Source organism: Albimonas marina (assembly GCF_029223255.1).
GTDB lineage: Bacteria > Pseudomonadota > Alphaproteobacteria > Rhodobacterales > Rhodobacteraceae > Albimonas.
This window is the reverse complement of sequence record NZ_JARHUC010000001.1, coordinates 489,614-509,121: the sequence shown is the minus strand read 5'-3', so window position 1 is coordinate 509,121 and position 19,508 is coordinate 489,614. Positions and strand designations below refer to the sequence as shown.

The window sequence follows — 19,508 nt, the reverse complement described above, 5'->3', positions numbered from 1 at the left end:
AGGCGCCATCATCGGCCGATGACCCGACCTGTCCTGACCTTCTGGTTCGAGTTCGCCTCGACCTACACCCATCTCGCCGTGCAGCGGGCCGAGGCGCTGGCCGAGGCCCGCGGCGTGGCGCTGGCGTGGACGCCGATCCTGCTGGGCCCGATCTTCGCGGCCCAGGGGTGGACCACCTCGCCCTTCAACCAGCTTCCGGTGAAGGGCGCGAACATGTGGCGCGACATGGAGCGCCAGGCCGCGAAGCTGGGCCTGCCCCCGGTCGTGCGCCCCGAGCCGTTCCCGCAGAACAGCCTGCTGGCCGCCCGCGTCGCCACCGCGCTGCCGCCCGAGGCGCGCCCGGGCTTCGCGCGGGAGGTGTTCCTGGCGGAATTCGCCCGCGGCGAGACGATCTCGGACCCGCAGGTCGTCTCGGCCGCGCTCGCGGCCTGCGGCCTGCCGGCCGAGGAGACGCTCGCCCGCGCCGCGGACCCCGAGACCAAGGCCGCCCTGCGCGCCGCGACCGAGGCCGCCCAGGCCGCCGGCGTCTTCGGTGCCCCCAGCTTCACCACCCCTGACGGGGAGCTGTTCTGGGGCAACGACCGGCTGGAGGATGCGCTGGACTGGGCGGTGGAGCGCGCCTGAGCGGAGAGGGGGCCGGAGGCGCCGCCGCTCGACCCCGTCTTCGCAAACGTCCGCCCCGCAGCCGCCCCGGGCTCGACCCGGCGCCTCTTGCGGGCCGGGCCGCCGCGTCCGCCCGGCAGGGGATAGGCCCCGGGTCGGGCCCGGGGCGCGCCCTGTGGCCGGGGGCGCGCGAACGCCCCCGCCGTCGCGCTCAGTGGCGGAAGTGGCGCATGCCGGTGAAGACCATCGCCAGGCCCGCCTCGTCGGCCGCGGCGATCACCTCGGCGTCGCGCATCGAGCCGCCGGGCTGGATCACCGCCGTCGCCCCGGCCGAGGCCGCGGCCAGCAGGCCGTCGGCGAAGGGGAAGAACGCGTCGGAGGCGACGACCGAGCCCTTGGCCGGGCTCTCGGGCAGGCCCATCACGCGGGCCATCTCCTCGGCCTTGCGCGCGGCGATGCCGGCGGAGTCCACCCGGCTCATCTGCCCCGCGCCCACGCCCACCGTCGCCCCGTCGCGGGCGTAGACGATGGCGTTCGACTTCACGTGCTTGGCGACCTTCCAGGCGAACAGCAGGTCCGCCATCTCCGAGGGCGTGGGCTTGCGCCTGGTGGCGACCGTCAGGGCCGAGGGGTCCAGCTTGCCCGCGTCGCGGTCCTGCACCAGGAAGCCGCCCGCCACCTGCCGGAAGCTCAGCGTCGGCTCGGCCACGTCGGGCAGGCCGCCGGTGGTCAGCAGGCGCAGGTTCTTCTTGGCGGCGAAGATCGCCTCGGCCTCGGGGGTGACCGAGGGGGCGATGACGACCTCGGTGAAGATCTTGGCGATCTCGGCCGCGGTCTCGGCGTCGAGCTCCATGTTCAGGGCGACGATGCCGCCGAAGGCGGAGGTGGAGTCGCAGGCCAGCGCCCGGGCCCAGGCCTCGACCGGGCTCGCGCCCTGGGCCACGCCGCAGGGGTTCGCGTGCTTGACGATCACGCAGGCGGGGCCGTCGGCGGGGTCGAACTCGGCCACGCACTCGAAGGCCGCGTCGGTGTCGTTGATGTTGTTCCAGCTCAGCTCCTTGCCCTGGAGCTGCTTCGCCGTCGCCACGCCCGGGCGGTTCGAGCCGGTGGTGTAGAAGGCGGCCGTCTGGTGCGGGTTCTCGCCGTAGCGGAGCGTCTGGGCCAGCGTGCCCGCGAAGGCGCGGCGGCGCGGCGCGGTCTCGCCGGCATGGGCGGCCATCCAGGTCGAGACGGCGGCGTCGTAGGCGCCGGTGCGCGCATAGGCCGTGGCGGCGAGGCGCGTGCGCAGGGCCTGGGTGGTGCCGCCCTCGGCGATCGCCTCCAGCACGGGGGCGTAATCCTCGGGGTCCGTCACCACGGCCACGAAGGCGTGGTTCTTGGCGGCGGCGCGGATCATCGCGGGGCCGCCGATGTCGATGTTCTCGATGCAGTCCTCGGGCCCGGCGCCGGCGGCGACGGTCGCCTCGAACGGGTAGAGGTTCACCACCAGCAGGTCGATCGGCAGGATCCCGTGCGCGTCCATCGAGGCCACGTGGCCCGCGTCGTCGCGCAGGGCCAGAAGGCCGCCGTGAACCTTGGGATGCAGGGTCTTCACCCGGCCGTCCATCATCTCGGGGAAGCCGGTCAGCTCGCTCACGTCGCGCACCGGCAGGCCCGCGTCGCGGATCGCCTTCGCGGTGCCGCCGGTGGAGACCAGCTCGGTCCCCGCCGCGTGCAGGGCGCTGGCGAGATCGACCAGCCCGGACTTGTCCGAGACGGACAGCAGGGCGCGGCGGACGGGAAGGCGGGCGTCGGTCATGGCGGGGCTCCGGCGGATGCGGGCGGCAGGGACGGCGCAGGACGGCTGGGCGCTGCGTCAGGCGGCGCGGTCTTAGCGAAGTCCCCGCGCCAAGGCCAGCGAACGCGAGGTCGCGCGGGCCTAGGCCCCGACCAGCGCGACCAGCGCCCCGCCGAGCGCGAGGATGAAGACCCAGGCCGCCGCCCCCAGCGCCAGCGGCCGCAGGCCCATGGCGCGCAGCCGGCCCAGCCGCGTCTCGAGCCCCATCGCTGCAAGCGCCAGCGTCAGCAGGAAGCCCGCCCCCTGCCCGACGGCGGCCGAGAGGCCCGGCGGTATCGCGACCGCGGAGTTCACCCCCGCCGCCGCCACGAAGCCCAGCACGAACCAGGGCATCGGCGCGCGCGCCCCGCCCGCGCGGTCCCCCCGCCGGGCGGCGAGCGCCCCCAGCGCCAGCACCAGCGGCGCCAGCATCATCACGCGGGCGAGCTTGGCGACCGTGCCGGCTTGACCCGCCGCCTCGCCCCCCGCGAAGGCGGCGCCGACGGCCTGGGCGACCTCGTGCACCGTGGCCCCGACCCACAGGCCGAATTCGGCCCCCGCGAAACCGAGCGGCCCCGCCAGCAGGGGCGTCAGCAGCATCGCGGCGGTGCCGAACACCGTCACGCAGGCGATGGCGTAGGCCACGTCCTCGTCCCGCGCGCGGGTCACGGCGTTGACCGCGAGGATCGCCGAGGCGCCGCAGACCGAGGTGCCCGCCGCGATCAGCTCCGCCAGCCGCGGCTCGACCCCCAGCGCCCGCCCGGCGGCCTTGGTGAACAGGAACGTCGCCGCCAGCGTCGCCGCCACCGCCCCCAGGGCCGGGACGCCCAGCGCGGCGAGGTCGCCCAGCGTCAGGCGGAAGCCCAGCAGCACGATCCCCGCCCGCAGCACCGGGCGCATCGCGAAGGCGAGGCCGGGGGAGGCGCCCTCGGGCAGCCCGATCCCGTTGCGGATCGCGATCCCGGCGGCCATGGCCAGCGCCATCGGGCTCAGCGCCGCGATCCCGCTCAGGCCCTGCGCCGCCGTCGCCGCCGCCGCCAGCAGCGCCGCCAGCCCCAGCCCCGGCAGCAGGCCGAGCCAGCAATGGGAGGGGCGGGACGGGACGGAGCGGGTCGGGGCGCGGAACATGACATGGCCTCGGTCGGGAGCGTCGCCCCCAATGTCGGGCGCCGCCTCCGCCCAGTCCAACCGATTGAACTTGGCGAACCGATCGATTTCCTCGATGATATGCCATGACCCTCGAGCAGCTTCGCATCTTCCTCGCGGTGGCCGAGCGCGGGCACATGACCCGGGCGGCGCAGGCGCTGAGCCTCACGCAATCCGCCGTCTCCGCCGCCGTCGCCGCGCTGGAAAGCCGGCACCGCGTGCGCCTCTTCGACCGGGTCGGGCGCGGCATCGCGCTGACCGAGGAGGGGCGCGCCTTCGTCGACGCCGCCCGCGCCACGCTCGCCCAGGCCGAGGCGGCGGAGCTCTTGCTCGAGGACTTCTCCCGCCTCGCCCGGGGCCGCCTGCGCCTGCGCGCCAGCCAGACCGTCGCCGGCCGCTGGCTGCCCCCGCGGCTCGTCGCCCTGCATGAGCGTCACCCGGGCGTGGAGATCGAGCTGACGGTGGGCAACACCGCCGAGGCCGCCCGCGCGGTGGCCGAGGGCGCCGCCGACCTGGGCTTCGTCGAGGGCGCCCTGCCCGCCTCCGACCTGCGCCGGCAGGTGGTGGCGCGCGACGAGCTGGCGCTGGCGATGCCGCTGGGCCACCCCGGCCTGCGCCTCCCCCGCCCGGGTCCCGACGACTACCGCGCCTGGACCTGGATCCTGCGGGAGGACGGCTCGGGCACCCGCTCGGAGTTCGAGGCGCACCTGGCGACGATGGGGCTGCGGATCGCGGACCTGACCCGCTCGCTGACGCTGCCCTCGAACGAGGCGGTCGCGGCGGCGGTGGCGGCGGGGGGCTCGGTCGCGATGCTCTCGCGCCGCGCGGCGGGGCCGGCGCCCGAGGCCCAGGGCCTGGTCATGCGGCGGGTGGACTGGGCCCCGCCGCCCCATCGCCCTTTCGCCGTGATCTCCGACCCCCGCCGCCGACGCACCCGGGCGGTCGAGGCGATGCTGGCGGTGATCGAGGAGATGCGGGGCGAGGACGACGGCCCCGAAGCCTGACGCCGGCCGGCGTGGCCCGGGCCCGGCCCGCGGGCGTCAGAGGCGCTGGAACCCCCAGGCGACGCGGGCGGCCTCGCCGGTGGCGCGGGCGGGGACGGCGATCTGGCGGGCGGCGCGGGGCTCGGGCTCTCCGGCCTCGAAGAACACGCTGTCGCGCAGCACCGGGGCGGCCCCCGTGACCACGAAGCGCCAGCGCGACTCGGGCAGGGTCAGGATCACCACCTCGCCGTCCAGCTCCGCCTCCACGTCCGGGTGCAGGTGGAAATGCAGCGCGAAGGGCAGGCCCGCGGCGCCGTGGTTGCGCAGCACCTTGGCGAGGCGCGCGGCCGCCTTGGGATCGGGCGGCTCCAGCAGGTCCTCGCCGCGGAAGTCGCGCCCGTCGGGCGACAGGAACAGCCGCCGGCGGTGGGAGAGGCCGTGGCTCGCGGCATAGCCGTCGTGCACGCCCAGGAACCAGGCGCCGTCGAGGTCCTGCGTCGTCTCCGCCTCGACCGACTTCGGCCCCTCGACGAAGGGATGCGGCCCCGGCCCGCGGGCGGAGGAGGAGATGCGCGAGGAGGAGACCCCCTCGATCGACAGCGCCGACTGGGCGGCGGTGGCGCGGCAGGCGGCGGCCCAGTCGCCCTCGGCCTGCTCGGCCGGGCCGCAGTTGACCACCAGCCGCCCCCCGCCGACCGCCATCTCGAAGGCGAGCGTCGAGGCGTGGGCGTGCCGCCCCGGCGGGGGGGCGGCGGCGTCGATCGCCACCGTCACCCGGCCCGCGGCGAGGCGCACGAAGCCCATGGCGCGGTCCCGCGGCGGCGGGGCCTTGCGCGGATGGGCGAGCGACAGCGCGTGATCGAGCCGCCCCGGCGCCCCCGGCCCGCCGCCATGGAACCGCGGCAGGCCGCCGTCGCGCATGCGCAGCGCCCGCAGGGCGGACTGGGCGCGGAACACCGCGTCGGAATGGGCGCGCTCCGGCTCGATCCCCGCCTCGCGCAGGCGGCGCGCGCAGACCGCGAGCAGGATCAGCGCCTCGCACAGCCGCTCGGGGTTGCGGGAGGCGAGGCCCCCGTCCGCGTCCACCGCCAGCCCCGCGGCGGCGCCCAGCCGGCGGGCGGCCGCGGCGCGCCCCGCGTCGGAGGCGTCGGTCGCCAGCACCGCGTGCAGCAGCCCGGTGGCGGCGCGCAGCCGCGCCAGCCCCTCGGGCGCCTGGTCGAGGCCCTTGCGCAGGCGCTTCGCATGCACCGCGAGCGATTTCAGGAACCGGCGGGTGAGATCGTCCGAGGCGCCGTCGAGCACGAATTCCGCCCGCTCCAGCCAGTGCATCGCGCGCTGGCCCGCGACCTCGGGCGACCAGCCGGCGGCCTCGCCGCCCTGGCCCTCGCCATGCTGGGCGATCCAGCCGAACACCCAGGACTGCGCGATGCGCCGCGCCTCCCGCGTGCCCAGCGCGGCGAGATCGTCGAGCCACGAGAACCCGTGCAGCGCGTCGGCGAAGGCGCGGGACGGCGGCGAGATGCGCCAGGGCCCCAGGGCCTTGGCCTGCACCTCCTGGCCGGCGAAGCGGAAGGTTCCCGCCATCAGACGACGGGCGGCGGCGGCGTCGCCGATCCACAGGGGCTCGGCCCTGAAGGCCAGCTCCCGCGGGGCGCGCGGTCCGAAACCGAGGCTATCCAGCAGTCCGCTCACGTCGTCTATCGTCGCCCTTCACGCTTGAACAGCACGAAGACCGCGACGAGCCCTGCCCGCGCGGTCCCTGCCCCTGACGCGGCGCAACATGGCCCGCGCGGAACGGCGTGTCACGACTCGTTGAGGAAACCTGCGGCGAAAAACCCGTCCAAACCCCCGGACTGTGGCCAGAAATCCGGTCGCGTGCGCAGGAACCCCTCGGCCGAGACCCATTCGGCCGGCACGCCCAGCGCCTGCGGGTCCGCCGGCAGCACGCGGGCGGAGGGGGTGCGGGCCAGGAAGGCGGCGGCGCGAAGCTCCCCTTCCTCGGGCAGCAGCGAGCAGGTGGCGAAGACCATCCGCCCCCCGGGCGCGAGCCAGCCCCAGGCGCGGTCCAGGAGCCGGTCCTGCAGGGCGCTCAGCGCGCCGACGTCGAGGTCGCCGTCGCGCAGGTGGGGCATGTCTGGATGCCGGCGCCCGGTGCCCGTGGCCGAACAGGGCGCATCCAGCAGGATCGCGTCGAAGGGCGCGTCGGGCGTCCACTCCAGCGCGTCGGCGGCGATGGTCTCGGCCGTCAGGCCCATGCGGGAAAGGTTCTCCCGCAGCCGCGCGAGGCGGGGCTCGGAGATGTCGAGCGCGGTGACCACGGCCCCGGCGGCGGCGAGCTGCATCGTCTTGCCGCCGGGCGCGGCGCACAGGTCCAGCACCCGCAGGCCCGCGACGTCGCCGAGCATCCGCGCCGGCAGCGCGGCGGCGGCGTCCTGCACCCACCACTCGCCGGCCTCGAACCCCGGCAGGGCGCTGATCTGCGCCCGGCCGCGCAGGCGGATCGAGCCGGTGGGCAGCAGGTCGCCGCCCAGCCGCTCGGCCAGCGCCTCGGCGGCGGCGGGATCGCGCGGGGTCAGGTCGGCGGTGGGGGTGCGCAGGTGGGCGGCGGCGATGCCGCGCACGGCCGCGGCGCCCCAGGCCGAGGACAGGCGCCCGCGCATCCAGCCGGGCATGCCGTCGCGCTCGGGGTCGCGGGCGGCCCAGAGGGGGGCGCCCTCCTCGACCACGCGGCGGGCGACGGCGTTGACGAGGCCGGTCAGCCGCTCGCCCCCCTTGCGGGAGCGGACGGCCGCCACCGCGCCGTCGGCCACCGCATGGGCGGCCTCGTGCAGGTGCAGAAGCTCGACGGTCGCGAGGCGCAGGGCGTCCTGCGCGGCGGGGGGCGGGGTCCGGCGCAGGAAGCGGGCCAGCACCGCGTCGGCCTGCCCCAGCCGGCGCAGCGTCTCCGAGGCGCGGTGCAGGGCGCGGGCGCGCATCGCGGGCGGCAGCTCCGGCGCCTCGGCCACCAGGTCGGGCAGCGCCCGGCGGTCGCGCAGCACGCCCGACAGCAGGCGCAGCGCCTCGACGCGTTCGGCATGGGGCCGCTCGGCGGCCGAGCGCGTGTCGGGCGCGGCGCGCTCGGCGGGCGGGCGCGCCTCGGCCTCGGCGGATTTCGGACGCGGGCCGCCCTTGCCGCCGGGGCGGCGGGGCGCGGGACGGTCGCCGGAACGACGGGGGCGGGTCGGGGCGCTCACCGGGTCAACGCCAGGGGCCGGAGCGGCCGCCCGAGCGCGGGATGCGCGTGGGGGCGGCGCGGACCGGGCCGTCGCGGCGGGCGGGATCTTCGGCGCCGGCGTCCACCGTCTCCTCCTCCATATGCAGGGGATCCCAGCCGGAGGGGGCGGCGCGATGGGCGGCGGGGCGGCCCATCTCGCGCGCCAGCGCCTCCAGCGCGGCGATCCGGTTCTCGGTCGCGGGGTGGGTCGAGAACAGGTTGTCCGCGCCCCGGCCCGCCAGCGGGTTGACGATGAACATGTGCGCGGTCGCGGGATCGCGCTCGGCGCTCTCCATCGGGCGGGCGTGGCCGCCGCCGGCGATCCGGCGCAGGGCCGAGGCCAGCGCCAGCGGATCGCCGCAGATCTGCGCCCCGGCGCGGTCGGCCGCGTATTCGCGGGTGCGCGAGATGGTCATCTGGATCAGCATCGCCGCGAAGGGCGCGAACAGCGCCGCGGCGATCACCCCGATCAGCCCCAGCGGATTGCGGTCGTCCCGCGCGCCGCCGCCGAAGAACAGGCCGAACTGCGCCAGCATCGAGATCGCGCCCGCCACCGTGCCGGCGATGGTCATGATCAGCGTGTCGCGGTTGCGGATATGGGCGAGCTCATGGGCGATCACGCCGGCCAGCTCCTCCCGGCTCAGGCTGCGCATCAGGCCGGTGGTCACGGCCACCGCCGCGTTCTCGGGGTTGCGGCCGGTGGCGAAGGCGTTGGGCTGGTCGGTCTCGATCACGCAGACCTTCGGCATCGGCAGGCCCGCGTTCCTGGCCAGCCGCGCCACCATCGCGTGCAGCTCGGGCGCCGAGGCGGCGTCCACCTCCCGCGCGCGGTGGGCGCGCAGGGCCAGCTTGTCCGAGTTCCAGTAGGCGAAGACGTTGGTGGCGATCGCCACGACCAGGGCGATCATCATCCCCGAGGCGCCGCCCAGCATCCACCCCACGCCCATGAACAGGGCGGTGAGGAAGGCCAGCAGCATCGCCGTCTTGACGTAGTTCATGGCTTCGCGTCCGCGCTCCGATGAGGTCGGGGGCCGCCCCCGGGGTTTGCGGCCGGCGTCCAGCCGGACTATGTCCGGGGGGACGCGGCGCCGGGGCCGCGGGCGGCTCGGAGGAAAGATATATGGCGGACGGGACCGACGAGAAAGAGGCGCGTCTTCGCGCCGCCGCCGAACGCGCCCTGGCCGAGGCCGAGGCCCGCCGCAAGGCCGAGGCCGAGCGCCCCCCCCTGCCGCCCGAGCTGGGCGGGCGCGACGGCCCCGAGCCCACCCGCTTCGGCGACTGGGAGAAGAAGGGCATCGTCTCCGACTTCTGAGCCCCCGACTTCTTGGCCCCTGCCCCCCGCGCCGTCGCCCGCGCCGGACGCGGGCGGAGAGCCCCGGAGGGCGAGTCGCCCCGTTCCCCACGCCGCGCGTCGCGAATCGCCCCCACGGCATCTTTCCGCGCTACCCGCGTATCGCCGCCGGACCCTGCGTCGCCGCGTGATGCAGCCTGCATTCACGCGGCCGGCTTTTGTCTCGAAATTGGCGTCAATTTCCTCTGAAACGATAAGCTGACCACGGAAAAACGTTTGACCCAGGTCAAGGCGAAACCGTCGGCGGGCGCCTATGGTCCTTCACGAGAACCGAACAAGAGGGACGCGACCCATGCTCCTCCAGGCCTTTCTGCCGTTCCGGATCGCGCGGCTCGCCGCGCGGACCTCCGCCGCCATCAGCCAGGTCTACGCCGACGCCCACGGGCTCAGTCGGGACGAGTGGCGCGTGCTCGCGGCGACCGGCGAGGCCGAGGCGCAGCCGACGCGCGCCATCGCCGAACAGACCGGCCTCGACAAGGTCGCCATCTCCCGCGCCGCCTCGGCGCTGGAGGACCGCAACCTGATCCGCCGGACCGAGGACCGCACCGACCGCCGCATCAAGATCCTGCGCCTGACCGAGGAAGGCGCCGCCGCCCTGCGCGAGATCGAGCGTCAGGTGCGCGACCGGGAGGCCTACCTGCTCGCGGCGCTGACGCCCGAGGAGCACGCCGCGCTGGAGAGCGCGATCGAGAAGCTTTGCGCCCGCGCGGAGTCCCTCACCCGCGACCGAGAGGAGGCCGCCGAGGAGTCCGCCCCCTTTCGCCCGGAGCGCTTCCGGCTCCTGAACCGCCGCCGCGCCGCGCCGCTCTACGCGGCGGAGTGACCGCGGGACGACGACCGCCGGATCCGTCCGGCGCATGAGACGCCGCCGAAGGCCGCCGGGGGGCGGGCCGACGGATGGCCGGGGCGCGCGACAGGCACCTGTCGCGCGCCTTTTTCGTTCAGGGGCGGCGGGGGGCCGGACACGCGGCCCGCGTCAGACCAGGTCCTTGGGCGTGGCGAAGCGGGCGAAGACACCCTGGCCCCAGAAGGTCTCGGCCCAGGGGCGGGGCAGGTCGATCACCGCCACCGCGCCGGTGGGGAACTTCTCGAAGGCGCGGGCCAGCCCCTCGGGCGGGCGGCCGCCGTGCAGGCGGCGCAGGAGGGCGCTGGTTCCGGGCTCGTGGCCCAGCATCAGCACCACCTCGGCCTCGCCCCCTTCCTCCTGCAGCACGCCCAGCGCGGTGTCGGGGTCGGCCATGTAGAGGTCGGGCACGATGCGGCTGCGGGCCGGCGGCTCGAACCCCGCCGCGGCGCAGGCGCGCCGCCAGGTCTCGCGCGTGCGCAGGGCGGGGGACAGCAGCACGAGATCGGGGCGCAGCCCCTCCTCGGCCAGGAAGCCGCCCATCAGCGTCGCGGCCAGCCGCCCGCGACGGGCCAGCGGCCGGTCGAGGTCCGGCAGGTCGGGGTCGTCCCAGGCGGACTTGGCGTGGCGGAACAGCACCAGGCGGGGCATCGGTCATCCTTCTCGGCGGAGCGGACGGCGCGGGACGAGAGCGCGCCGCGGCGCGGCGCGGCGCGGCGCGGGCGCGTTTCTGGCGCCCGGCGCCGGCGCTGTCCACCGCCGATGCGAGCCGACGGGCGCCGCGCCGCAGCCCCGGCCGCGCGGTCTCTGAATGCAGGCCCTGAACCCAGGTCCCGGCGGCAGGTTCCCGCGGCACGACCCGAACGCAGATCCCGGCGTCAGGTCCCGGCATCAGGTCCCGGCACGGGCGCGATCCGGGCGCGGGCGCCGCCGCCGCGGGGCCTCGCGCCCTCCGCCGTGCGGTTCAGCCCCCCGGCCCTGCGCCGCTCTCCACCGCCGCACGCTCCGCCCGTCGGGCGCGCAGGAAGGCGGCCATGTGGAAGGCCGCCCGCTCCGGCGGATGGGCCGCCGCCCGCCCCACCGGGCAGGCGTGGCGGGCGAGGCAGCCCCCTTCCCGGCAGGGCGCGCCCTGCGGCGTCTCGAGATGCGCGGCGCAGGCGGGCACGTCGTAGCGGGGGCCCTGCGGCGTCTCGGCGAAGGCGTCGACCGGGCAGGCGCGCAGGCAGGGGGCCGGGCAGGCCCCGCAGGGGTTCGGCCCGCGCGCGGGCGGCGGGGGCGCGCCCTCCACCGCCTCGAACAGCAGCGCCGCCCGCCAGGAGACCCAGAGCCCCCGGCACGCATGCAGCAGCGGCCCGAGGCGGGAGGGCCAGACCGGCTCCGCCCGCAGCGCCCAGGCCGGGAAGGGCGCGTAGGGCGGCCCGTCGCTGGGCAGCACGGCGCGGGCGCCGAAGCGCGCGGCCAGCGCCCCCGCCACCCGCGCCGACCAGCGGTCGAGCGGATCGGGGCCCCCGTCCTGCGCCTCGGGCGCGGCGCGGAACCGCGCCCAGGCCTCGGCGTCCGCCGCCAGCAGCGCGCCGAAGCGGGCCCGCGGGGCGCCGGGCGCGCCCTCGTCCCCGGCCAGGGCGAAGGGGGCCGCGCGCAGGCCCTCCCCGGCTGCGGCGCTCGCGATCGCCTCCCAGCGCGGCGGGGTCACGGCGTGCGCCGGAAGGGCAGCGCGAGGCTCCATCCCAGCCGGGCGGGGGCGGCGTCCTGATGCTCGGAAAGCCCCAGCGTCAGCCCCGCCTCCCCGCCCCGCGGCTCGGCGGAATAGAGGCCCGAGAGCCGGTCCCACCAGCTGACCGAGAAGCCGAAGTTGGTGTCGTGCTCCTCGCGGATCACCGAGTGGTGGATGCGGTGCATCTCCGGCGTCACCAGCACCCGGCGCAGCCGCCGCTCCCACGCCGCGGGCAGGGCGACGTTGGCGTGGTTGAACATCGCGCAGCCGTTCAGCAGGACCTCGAAGACCAGCACCGACCAGGCCGGCGCCCCCAGCGCGTAGACCAGCGCCACCTTCAGCAGCATCGACAGCGTCGCCTCCAGCGGGTGGAAGCGCAGCGCGGTGGTGACGTCGACGTCGCGGTCGGCGTGGTGGACCTTGTGCAGGCGCCACAGCAGGGGGACGCGGTGGAAGGCCACGTGCTGCCCCCAGATGGCGAGGTCGAGGACCACGAGGCAGACCGCCCCCGCCAGCCACCCCGGCGCCCCAAGCCCGTTGAACAGCCCCCAGCCCTGCGCCGAGGCGTCCACCGCCGCCCCCACCGCCGCCGCGGGGAACAGCAGCCGGATCACCAGCATGTCGAGGATCGCCACCGCCCAGTTGGTGACCCAGCGCCGGGCTTTCGGCAGCGCCCCCGGGCGCGCGGCCGCGAAGGCCTCCCACCCCGCCATGACGAGGAAGATGCCCAGGAACAGGCCGAGACGGACGAGGACCTCGAAGCTCATGCCCCTGCATCGCCGCGCCGGGCGCGCGCGTCAATCGCCGCCGCGCGGGGCTGGCGGGAGCGTGAGGGGTGGAGGGCCGAGGGGGAGGAGGGCGCCCGGCGGAGAGGCGGAGAGGCGGAGAGGCGGAGAGGCGGAGAGGCGGAGAGGCGGAGAGGCGGAGAGGCGGAGAGGCGGAGAGGCGGAGAGGCGGAGAGGCGGAGAGGCGGAGAGGCGGAGAGGCGGAGAGCACGACGCCGCCCCCTCCCGTGCAACCCCATTCGCCGTGGAGATCGGGAAGAATCTCGGCAAGCCGAGAGGAGCGGGCGGCAAGGCGCCCTGCGGGCGGGCTTGGCTGCGTCGCGCCGGTCGAGACGTCGCTCCCCGATCTCCACCGCTCTGCGCCGCCGCCGGCGCGTGGGAGAGCGAAGAGCTTTCGCCCCGCCGGCTATGCGCCCGTCGCATCATGGCGGCGGTCGGACCGCCCTCGCCGGGCGCGCCGCCCACCGGCCGAGCGGCGCCCGACGGTCGAGGCGCCCCGACGTCTCCCGCCGGGACCGGCCCGCCTCCCTCGCCCGGCTTCTCGCGGCAGGCTCGGTCGGGGCGAGGCCGCGCGTCGTCGCGGCGACGGCCGAACGCAGCCCTCGCGGGACGCCTCTGTGGGGGCGGATCGGGCGCCGCCCGCGCCGGGCGTCCGACTTTCCGGCTCCGCTCCGGCCTCTCCGGTCGGCCCGTTCGCGGGCGCCCGGGCGGGCCGCCTCGTGCGCGCAGCGCGCGACAGGGCCGTGCGGGCGCGCCGTCCTCGGGCGCCCTGCCCTCAGGCGAAGGTCAGGGAGACGCGGCGGTTGCGCTTGCCCTTCTTCTCGATCTTGCCGATGCGCAGGGGGCCGATCTCGCCGGTGAAGCGGACGTGGGTGCCGCCGCAGGGCTGCAGGTCCACCGTCGCCTCGGGCGTGCCGATCCGCACCAGGCGCACCTGGCCCGAGCCCATCGGGGGCTTCACCGCCATGGTCTTCACCAGGCCCGGGTTCGCCTCGAGCTCGGCGTCGGTGATCCACTCGTCGCTCACCGGGTGGTTCGCCTCGACCAGGGCGTTCAGCTTCGCCTCGAGCGCGTCCTTGTCCTCCGGCGCCTCGGGCATGTCGAAGTCGAGCCGGCCCTTCTCCGCCCCGATCTGGCCGCCGGTCACCGGCAGCGGGATCACCACCGAAAGGAGGTGCAGGGCGGTGTGCATGCGCATGTGCGCGCGCCGGCGGTCCTCGTCGAGGCGCTGGAGCACCTGGGTCCCGACCTCGGGCGGCGTCTCGCCCTCCGCCAGGACCAGCACGCAGCCGCCCTCGCCCTTGCGCGCGTCCGCCACCCGGATCTCGCGGCCCGCGGCCTCGAGCACGCCCGTGTCCCCGGGCTGGCCGCCGCCGGCGGGGTAGAACAGGGGCCGGTCGAGCGTCACGCCCCCCTCGGCGTCCACCGCCACCACGCGGGCGGGACCTTCGAACATGTAGGGATACCCCTGCCACAACGGCAGCTGGCTGCGGTCGGGCGTCTCGGCGCTCATGCCCATCTCTCCGGTTCTCCTGCGGGACTGGCGGGCAGACTAGCGGCCTCCGTCGCCGTCGCCACCCCCTCCGTCTCCGCCCTCGCCCAGGCCGGCGACGCCGGGCCCCTCGGGACCCCGGGTCGCGGCCGGCGGGCCGGCGGCGCGGCGGCGCGGGGCGGAGCTCGGCGCGGGGGCGGCGGCGGGCGGGGGCGTCGCCGCGCCGGCGTCCTCGGCGATCGCCAGCCCCTCGCCCGCCAGGCCCGCGCGCAGGGCGGCGGCCAGGCGCTCGGGCTCGCGCAGGGTGACGATGTTCTGGGAATAGGGGATCTCGATCCCGGCCTCGCGATAGCGGCGGTCGATCTCGAAGAACAGGTCGGTCTGCACGTCGAAGATCTGGTTCACGTCGCGCAGGATCACGCGCAGCTCCAGCTCGATCGCCGCGGGGCCGAAGCCGGTCATCAGCACCATCGGCGCGGGGTAGCGCAGCACCCGCCGGTCCCGCCGCGCGATGTCGAGCAGCAGCTTCTGCACCCCCTTCAGGTCGGTCCCGTAGGCCACCGGCGCCTTCAGGATCAGCCGCCCCACCGCGTTGTTGTGGGTGTAGTTCACCACCCGGCCCGAGATCAGCTCGGAGTTCGGGACGATCAGCGCGGTCTTGTCGAAGGTCTCGATCTCGGTGGCGCGCACCGCCACGCGCTTGACCACGCCATGGGTGCCGCCGACCAGGATCCAGTCGCCCACCTTCACCGGCCGCTCGATCATCAGGATGATGCCCGAGATGAAGTTCGAGGCGATCGCCTGCAGGCCGAAGCCGATGCCCACCGACAGCGCGCCGAAGACGATGGCGATGTTCGACAGGTCGATCCCCGCCGCCGCGATCCCCACCAGCGCCGCGGCGGTGATGCCGGTCCAGCCCAGCCCGGTGGTGATCGCCGAGCGCGCGCCCGCGTCCAGCCGCGTGTTGGGCAGGACCGAGCTCGCCAGGATCCCCTGCAGCAGCCTTGTCAGCGCGTAGCCGAAGGCGAAGACCAGGGCGAAGGTGAAGAACACCATCGGCGTCAGCCGGGCGCCGCCGATGTCGACGCCCTCGCTCGCCAGGCGCCAGACCTCGACGATGTCGGAGGTGCGCGCGCCCCAGGTCAGGGCCAGGACCGGAAGGCTCGCCAGCACGATGACGAAGCCGACCAGCACCGTCAGCAGCCGCAGGCCGCCGGCGTCGGCGGTGCGCCGCTCCAGCGCCGCCTCCACCCCCTCGCGGGCCAGCGAGAACAGGATCAGCCCGGCGCCGACGATGCCGACCGTGACGACCGTGGGGTAGAACAGCCGTTGCGAGGCGGCGTAGTAGCCCGCCGCCGCCAGCCCCACGGCCACCAGCGCCACGGTGCGCATGGCGAAGGCGCCCAGCGTCTCCAGCCGGCGGCCGACCGAGGCGGCGGACTGCAGGCTCTCGGCCAGCGGGTCGTCGTCGGGGGGCGGCGCGTCGTCGGCGTCGTCCGCATCGGGCGCGCCGCCGTCCGGCGCCGCGTCGGGCGCCGGGCCGGGATGCAGCGAGGCCGCCAGCCGCCACAGCGCCGCCGCGCCCAGCGCCAGCACCAGCAGGTTGCCCACCGCCAGCGTCCCGGGCGAGAGGTCCAGCTGCTCGCCCGCCAGCACCACCACCTGGTGCAGGCCCAGCGCGCCCGCCAGCAGGTTCGAGCGCGACAGCGCCCGCGTCGCGGCGGCGTCGTCCAGCGAGGAGAGGCGCAGCGCCGGCGTGTTGGGCGAGAACCAGCACCCCGCGATGGCATGACCGATAGCCAGCGTCGCCAGCCCGGCGGCGATGTGGTCGGCCACCAGCTCGCCGTCGGCGCCCAGGATCTGGAGCTGGCCCAGCGCGCCGCGGATCAGCGCGATCGCCAGCACCGGCGCCACCAGCCGCGCCAGCAGCGCCACCGCCGCGGCCAGCGCCCGCTGGCCGCGGGTGGAGCCCAGGCCGATGCGCCGGCGCACCACCACGAAGCCGCGCCAGACGCCCCACAGGAGCCCCAGGCCCAGCGCCGCCAGCGCTAGCGCGCTGGGCGCGAAGCTGTCGCCGCCGGCGCGGGCGCGGTCGGCGGCGTTGGCCAGCGTCTCGCCCGCGATGGCGCGCACGGTGGCCTGCGCCTCGTCCAGCGCCGGCAGCCAGGCGGCGGGGACCAGCGGGCTCGGGCCCAGGGTCAGCAGCTCCTCGACCTGGCGGTTTCGGATCAGCTCGTCGATCTCGCGCACCAGCGCGTCGGCGCGGGCGTTGGCGAGGTCGGCCCGCTTGGCCCGGGATTCGAGCGCGTCGACGCGCATCTGCAGCTCGCGCCGGATGCTGGCGAGGTTCTGGCTGCGGGAGGCCGCATCGGCCTCGGCCGCCGCCTCGGCCTCCGCGGCGGCCTTCGCCGCCTCGGCCTCGCCCTCGGGCGGGGCCTCGGCCTGGGCGTCGCCCGGGGGCGTCGCGGCGTCGCCGCCTGCCTCGGCGGGGGGCTCCTGCGCGGCCTCGTCCCCGGTCAGGGCCTTGAGCTGGGCGGCGAGCGGCTGGGCCGCGGCGCGCAGCCGCTCGGCCAGCGCGCCGGCGGCGGCGCGGTGCTGCACCAGCTCGGCGCGCATCGCCTCGAACCGGGGCGTGGTCGCCTCCCCGGCGGCGAGCGCGGCCTCGGCCTGCTGGGCGCTCTGGTCCCAGGCGTCGAGGCGCTGGTCGATGGCGGCCTGGTCGGCCTCCACCGCCTGCGGCGTGGTCGCGGCGCTCCCGCGGGAGGCGTGGTGCGGGGTGAAATGCGGGCCGGCGGGGCTTTCGGTCAGCTCCTCAGCCGCCTCGGCCGCATCCTGGGCGAGCTCGACCGGGGCCGGGCTCTGCGCCTGCGCCGGGTCGGGCCGCAGCGCGAGAAGCGCGGCGGCCGTCACGATAACCGCCGCCGTCAGCACGACGGCGGCGAGCGACGCCTTCACGGGACCGCCCTCGCCTTGCCGGCGGAGGCGGTCGGGGCGGGTCGGCGCGCCGGCCCGCGGCACGGTCAGGCGTCTTCGGCGAAGACTTCGGGCAGGGCCGGGGCGGGCCGCTCCAGGAAGGCCGGGGTCGGCAGCCCCTTCTCCCGCAGGAACGCGGGGTTGAAGATCTTGGTCGCGTAGCGGGTGCCGTAGTCGCACAGGATCGTCACGATCGTGTGGCCCGGCCCCATCTCCTTCGCCATGCGGATCGCGCCGGCGACGTTGATGCCCGAGGAGCCGCCCAGGCACAGGCCCTCATGCTCCAGCAGGTCGAAGATCACCGGAAGCGCCTCGGCGTCGGGGATGTTGTAGGGCATGTCCACCGACAGCCCCTCCAGGTTGGCGGTGATCCGGCCCTGGCCGATGCCCTCGGTGATCGAGGAGCCCTCGGCCTTCAGCTCGCCATGCTTGTAGTAGTGGTAGAGCGCCGCGCCGTCGGGATCGGCCAGACCGATCTTCACGCCGCGCTTGCGCTCGCGCAGGGCCTGGGCGGTGCCCGCCAGCGTGCCGCCGGAGCCCACGGCGCAGATGAAGCCGTCCACCTTTCCGCCGGTCTGCTCGAAGATCTCGGGGCCGGTGGTCTCGATATGGGCCTGGCGGTTGGCGACGTTGTCGAACTGGTTGGCCCAGATCGCCCCGTGCGGTTCGGTCTTGGCCAGCGCCTCGGCGAGGCGGCCGGAGTAGCGCACGTAGTTGTTGGGGTTGCGGTAGGGGGCCGCGGGAACCTCGACCAGCTCGGCGCCGGCCAGGCGGATCATGTCCTTCTTCTCCTGAGACTGGGTCTCGGGAATGACGATGACCGAGCGGAAGCCCATCGAGGCGCCGACCAGCGCCAGCCCGATGCCGGTGTTGCCCGCGGTGCCCTCGACGATCGTGCCGCCGGGCTCCAGCAGGCCGCGCTTCACGGCGTCCTGGATGATGAACAGCGCGGCGCGGTCCTTGACCGACTGGCCGGGGTTGAGGAACTCGGCCTTGCCCAGGATCTCGCAGCCGGTGGCCTCCGAGGCGCGGTTCAGCCGGATCAGCGGCGTGTTCCCGACGGCGGCCGCCAGGTCCTTGCGAATGGTCATCTCGCGCTCCTTCCTCCGCGGGCGCCGCCGGGGCGGCCCGGCCCTGCGCCTTCGGACTTAGACGCGAGGGCGAGCGCGCGCAAGCCGCGCCCCCCGAATTTGACGAGGGATCGCGGGGAACGAATTATTTCACAGGATGAGACGTGGTTTACGGGCGACCCGCCCCTCACCCCCATTCCGCCCTCAGCCGCGCCCGGTGACGGGCCAGCCACAGCAGGGAGATCACCGCGGGCGACGAGTTCACCTCGCCCGCGTCCACCGCCGCCATCGCCGCGTCGAAGTCGAGCACGGCAGAGATCACGTCCTCGGCCTCCTCCTCCAGCCCGCCGGCGCCGCCGGCCGCGCTCAGGTCCGCCTCGCCGACGAAGGAGGTCACGAACTCCGCCAGCGTGCCGGGGGAGGTGTAGTAGCCGCCCGCCTTCTCGATCCGGCCGAGCGTCACCCCGGCCTCCTCCAGTGCCTCGCGCCGCGCGGCCTCCTCGGGGTCCTCGACGGCGTCGAGGCGGCCGGCGATCACTTCCCACGGCCAGGGGCGGGCGTCGCCGCGGGCGTGCGGGCCGGCGCGCCACTGGGTCGCCAGCAGCACCCGGTCGGCCTTCGCGTCGTAGGGCAGAACCGTCGCCGCGTCGCCCGAGGCCCAGACCGCCCGCCGCACCACCGGCGACCGCCCGCCGTCCGAGGTGGGGAAGGAGACGAAATGCTCCTCCACCCCGAAGAACGAGGCGTAGGGGCGATCCAGCCGCTCGGTCCGCACCGCCTCGCGGCGGAAGTCCACGCCGGGGAAGGCGGCCGAGGGGGCGCGGCCGGCGCGGGCGCGGGCGGCGGCGCGGGCCTTCAGGCCGGGCCACAGGGTCAGGTCCGACCAGTCCACCCCGGCCTCGTAAAGCGCCATGATCTCGCGGGCGCATTCGATCAGCAGGTCGCGCTCGGCCCCGGTCCAGTCTTCGAACCGCCAGGGGCCGTCGGGGGTGGTGGGGCCCTTGGGGAAGCAGACCAGCGCCTCGCGCAGCGCGCCGTCGTCGGCGCGCACCGGCAGGGGGCGCAGCTCGTATTCCTCGTCGTCCTCGAAGAAGGCGACGCGCGCGACCTCGGCCTCGCTCAGGCCGCAGGCGAGCGCGCCCTCGGCCTCGGCGCCCTCCAGCGGGACCACGCAGGGAAAGTTCTCGCCCGCCACCTGGCGCACCGCGTGGCCGGGCAGACGGGCCGGGCGCAGCGGGACCTCGCCGAACGGGCGGCCCAGGACCACCGCGGCCAGTTCCGGATCGCGCAGCGACCCGTAGAAGAACACCGACTTGCCGGCCATCGCCGTCCTCCGTCCCTGCGCCGCGCCGGCCGTCCGGCGCGGGGCGATCGCCTCCACCCTGCGCGTCCGGCTTCCATGAAGCGGGATGCGCGGGAAATGATGCGGCGCGGTGAACCGATCCGCGGAGGCGCACGTATCACAGGGGAAGACGGAA

At 76.1% G+C, this 19,508-nt stretch carries 16 protein-coding genes; 4 read left to right on the top strand and 12 right to left on the bottom strand.

Annotation, left to right across the window (positions count from 1 at the left end):
- Positions 1 to 18: 18 nt before the first annotated feature.
- The gene (locus P2H44_RS02200; RefSeq protein ID WP_275761778.1) at positions 19 to 624 is read left to right on the top strand and encodes a 2-hydroxychromene-2-carboxylate isomerase; all 606 of its coding nucleotides are present in this window, start codon (positions 19 to 21) and stop codon (positions 622 to 624) included.
- Positions 625 to 814: 190 nt separating this feature from the next.
- Here P2H44_RS02200 and purH read toward each other — a convergent pair whose 3' ends face one another.
- Together purH and P2H44_RS02190 are read right to left on the bottom strand one after the other, a co-directional pair.
- Positions 815 to 2,401: a bifunctional phosphoribosylaminoimidazolecarboxamide formyltransferase/IMP cyclohydrolase gene (purH, locus tag P2H44_RS02195; RefSeq protein ID WP_275761777.1), complete on the bottom strand. Its 1,587-nt coding sequence runs from the start codon at positions 2,399 to 2,401 to the stop codon at positions 815 to 817.
- A gap of 120 nt (positions 2,402 to 2,521) precedes the next feature.
- A complete protein-coding gene (locus tag P2H44_RS02190; RefSeq protein WP_275761776.1) occupies positions 2,522 to 3,547 on the bottom strand; it encodes a YeiH family protein in 1,026 nt (341 codons plus the stop codon).
- A 104-nt stretch (positions 3,548 to 3,651) separates the two neighbouring features.
- Here P2H44_RS02190 and P2H44_RS02185 point away from each other — a divergent pair, with 104 nt between their 5' ends.
- Positions 3,652 to 4,569 carry a LysR substrate-binding domain-containing protein gene (locus P2H44_RS02185; RefSeq protein WP_275761775.1) on the top strand — a complete coding sequence of 306 codons (918 nt, stop codon included), beginning with the start codon at positions 3,652 to 3,654 and terminating at the stop codon, positions 4,567 to 4,569.
- Between the two features lie 36 nt (positions 4,570 to 4,605).
- On the opposite strand, the gene P2H44_RS02180 is transcribed toward P2H44_RS02185, so the two are convergent.
- The 3 genes from P2H44_RS02180 to htpX all read right to left on the bottom strand — a co-directional run bounded on the left by P2H44_RS02180 (position 4,606) and on the right by htpX (position 8,799).
- Positions 4,606 to 6,240 (bottom strand): heparinase II/III family protein, encoded by a 1,635-nt coding sequence (locus P2H44_RS02180; RefSeq protein WP_275761774.1) that lies wholly within the window; start codon positions 6,238 to 6,240, stop codon positions 4,606 to 4,608.
- A gap of 110 nt (positions 6,241 to 6,350) precedes the next feature.
- Positions 6,351 to 7,781 carry an RsmB/NOP family class I SAM-dependent RNA methyltransferase gene (locus P2H44_RS02175; RefSeq protein WP_275761773.1) on the bottom strand — a complete coding sequence of 477 codons (1,431 nt, stop codon included), beginning with the start codon at positions 7,779 to 7,781 and terminating at the stop codon, positions 6,351 to 6,353.
- A 4-nt stretch (positions 7,782 to 7,785) separates the two neighbouring features.
- Complete coding sequence (gene htpX, locus P2H44_RS02170; RefSeq protein WP_275761772.1) at positions 7,786 to 8,799, bottom strand: zinc metalloprotease HtpX; 1,014 nt, start codon at positions 8,797 to 8,799, stop codon at positions 7,786 to 7,788.
- A gap of 122 nt (positions 8,800 to 8,921) precedes the next feature.
- Between htpX and P2H44_RS02165 the strand changes: the two genes are divergently transcribed.
- Positions 8,922 to 9,113, top strand: a complete 192-nt coding sequence (locus P2H44_RS02165; RefSeq protein ID WP_275761771.1) for a DUF1674 domain-containing protein — start codon at positions 8,922 to 8,924, stop codon at positions 9,111 to 9,113.
- Between the two features lie 331 nt (positions 9,114 to 9,444).
- Positions 9,445 to 9,975 (top strand): MarR family winged helix-turn-helix transcriptional regulator, encoded by a 531-nt coding sequence (locus tag P2H44_RS02160; protein WP_275761770.1) that lies wholly within the window; start codon positions 9,445 to 9,447, stop codon positions 9,973 to 9,975.
- A 153-nt stretch (positions 9,976 to 10,128) separates the two neighbouring features.
- Here P2H44_RS02160 and P2H44_RS02155 read toward each other — a convergent pair whose 3' ends face one another.
- The 7 genes from P2H44_RS02155 to P2H44_RS02125 all read right to left on the bottom strand — a co-directional run bounded on the left by P2H44_RS02155 (position 10,129) and on the right by P2H44_RS02125 (position 19,354).
- The gene (locus tag P2H44_RS02155; protein ID WP_275761769.1) at positions 10,129 to 10,647 is read right to left on the bottom strand and encodes a SixA phosphatase family protein; all 519 of its coding nucleotides are present in this window, start codon (positions 10,645 to 10,647) and stop codon (positions 10,129 to 10,131) included.
- A gap of 313 nt (positions 10,648 to 10,960) precedes the next feature.
- Positions 10,961 to 11,689 carry a ferredoxin gene (locus P2H44_RS02150; RefSeq protein WP_275761768.1) on the bottom strand — a complete coding sequence of 243 codons (729 nt, stop codon included), beginning with the start codon at positions 11,687 to 11,689 and terminating at the stop codon, positions 10,961 to 10,963.
- Complete coding sequence (locus P2H44_RS02145; protein ID WP_275761767.1) at positions 11,686 to 12,477, bottom strand: sterol desaturase family protein; 792 nt, start codon at positions 12,475 to 12,477, stop codon at positions 11,686 to 11,688. Before P2H44_RS02145 ends, P2H44_RS02150 begins: the two co-directional genes overlap by 4 nt.
- Positions 12,478 to 13,270: 793 nt before the next feature.
- The gene (locus tag P2H44_RS02140; protein ID WP_462976247.1) at positions 13,271 to 14,008 is read right to left on the bottom strand and encodes an alanyl-tRNA editing protein; all 738 of its coding nucleotides are present in this window, start codon (positions 14,006 to 14,008) and stop codon (positions 13,271 to 13,273) included.
- 39 nt (positions 14,009 to 14,047) lie between these two features.
- Positions 14,048 to 16,942 carry a DUF3772 domain-containing protein gene (locus P2H44_RS02135; protein ID WP_275761766.1) on the bottom strand — a complete coding sequence of 965 codons (2,895 nt, stop codon included), beginning with the start codon at positions 16,940 to 16,942 and terminating at the stop codon, positions 14,048 to 14,050.
- A 65-nt stretch (positions 16,943 to 17,007) separates the two neighbouring features.
- Positions 17,008 to 18,051 (bottom strand): cysteine synthase A, encoded by a 1,044-nt coding sequence (locus P2H44_RS02130; protein ID WP_275761765.1) that lies wholly within the window; start codon positions 18,049 to 18,051, stop codon positions 17,008 to 17,010.
- A 166-nt stretch (positions 18,052 to 18,217) separates the two neighbouring features.
- On the bottom strand, positions 18,218 to 19,354 hold the full coding sequence (locus tag P2H44_RS02125; RefSeq protein ID WP_275761764.1) for an NUDIX domain-containing protein: 1,137 nt from the start codon (positions 19,352 to 19,354) through the stop codon (positions 18,218 to 18,220).
- Positions 19,355 to 19,508 lie beyond the last annotated feature (154 nt).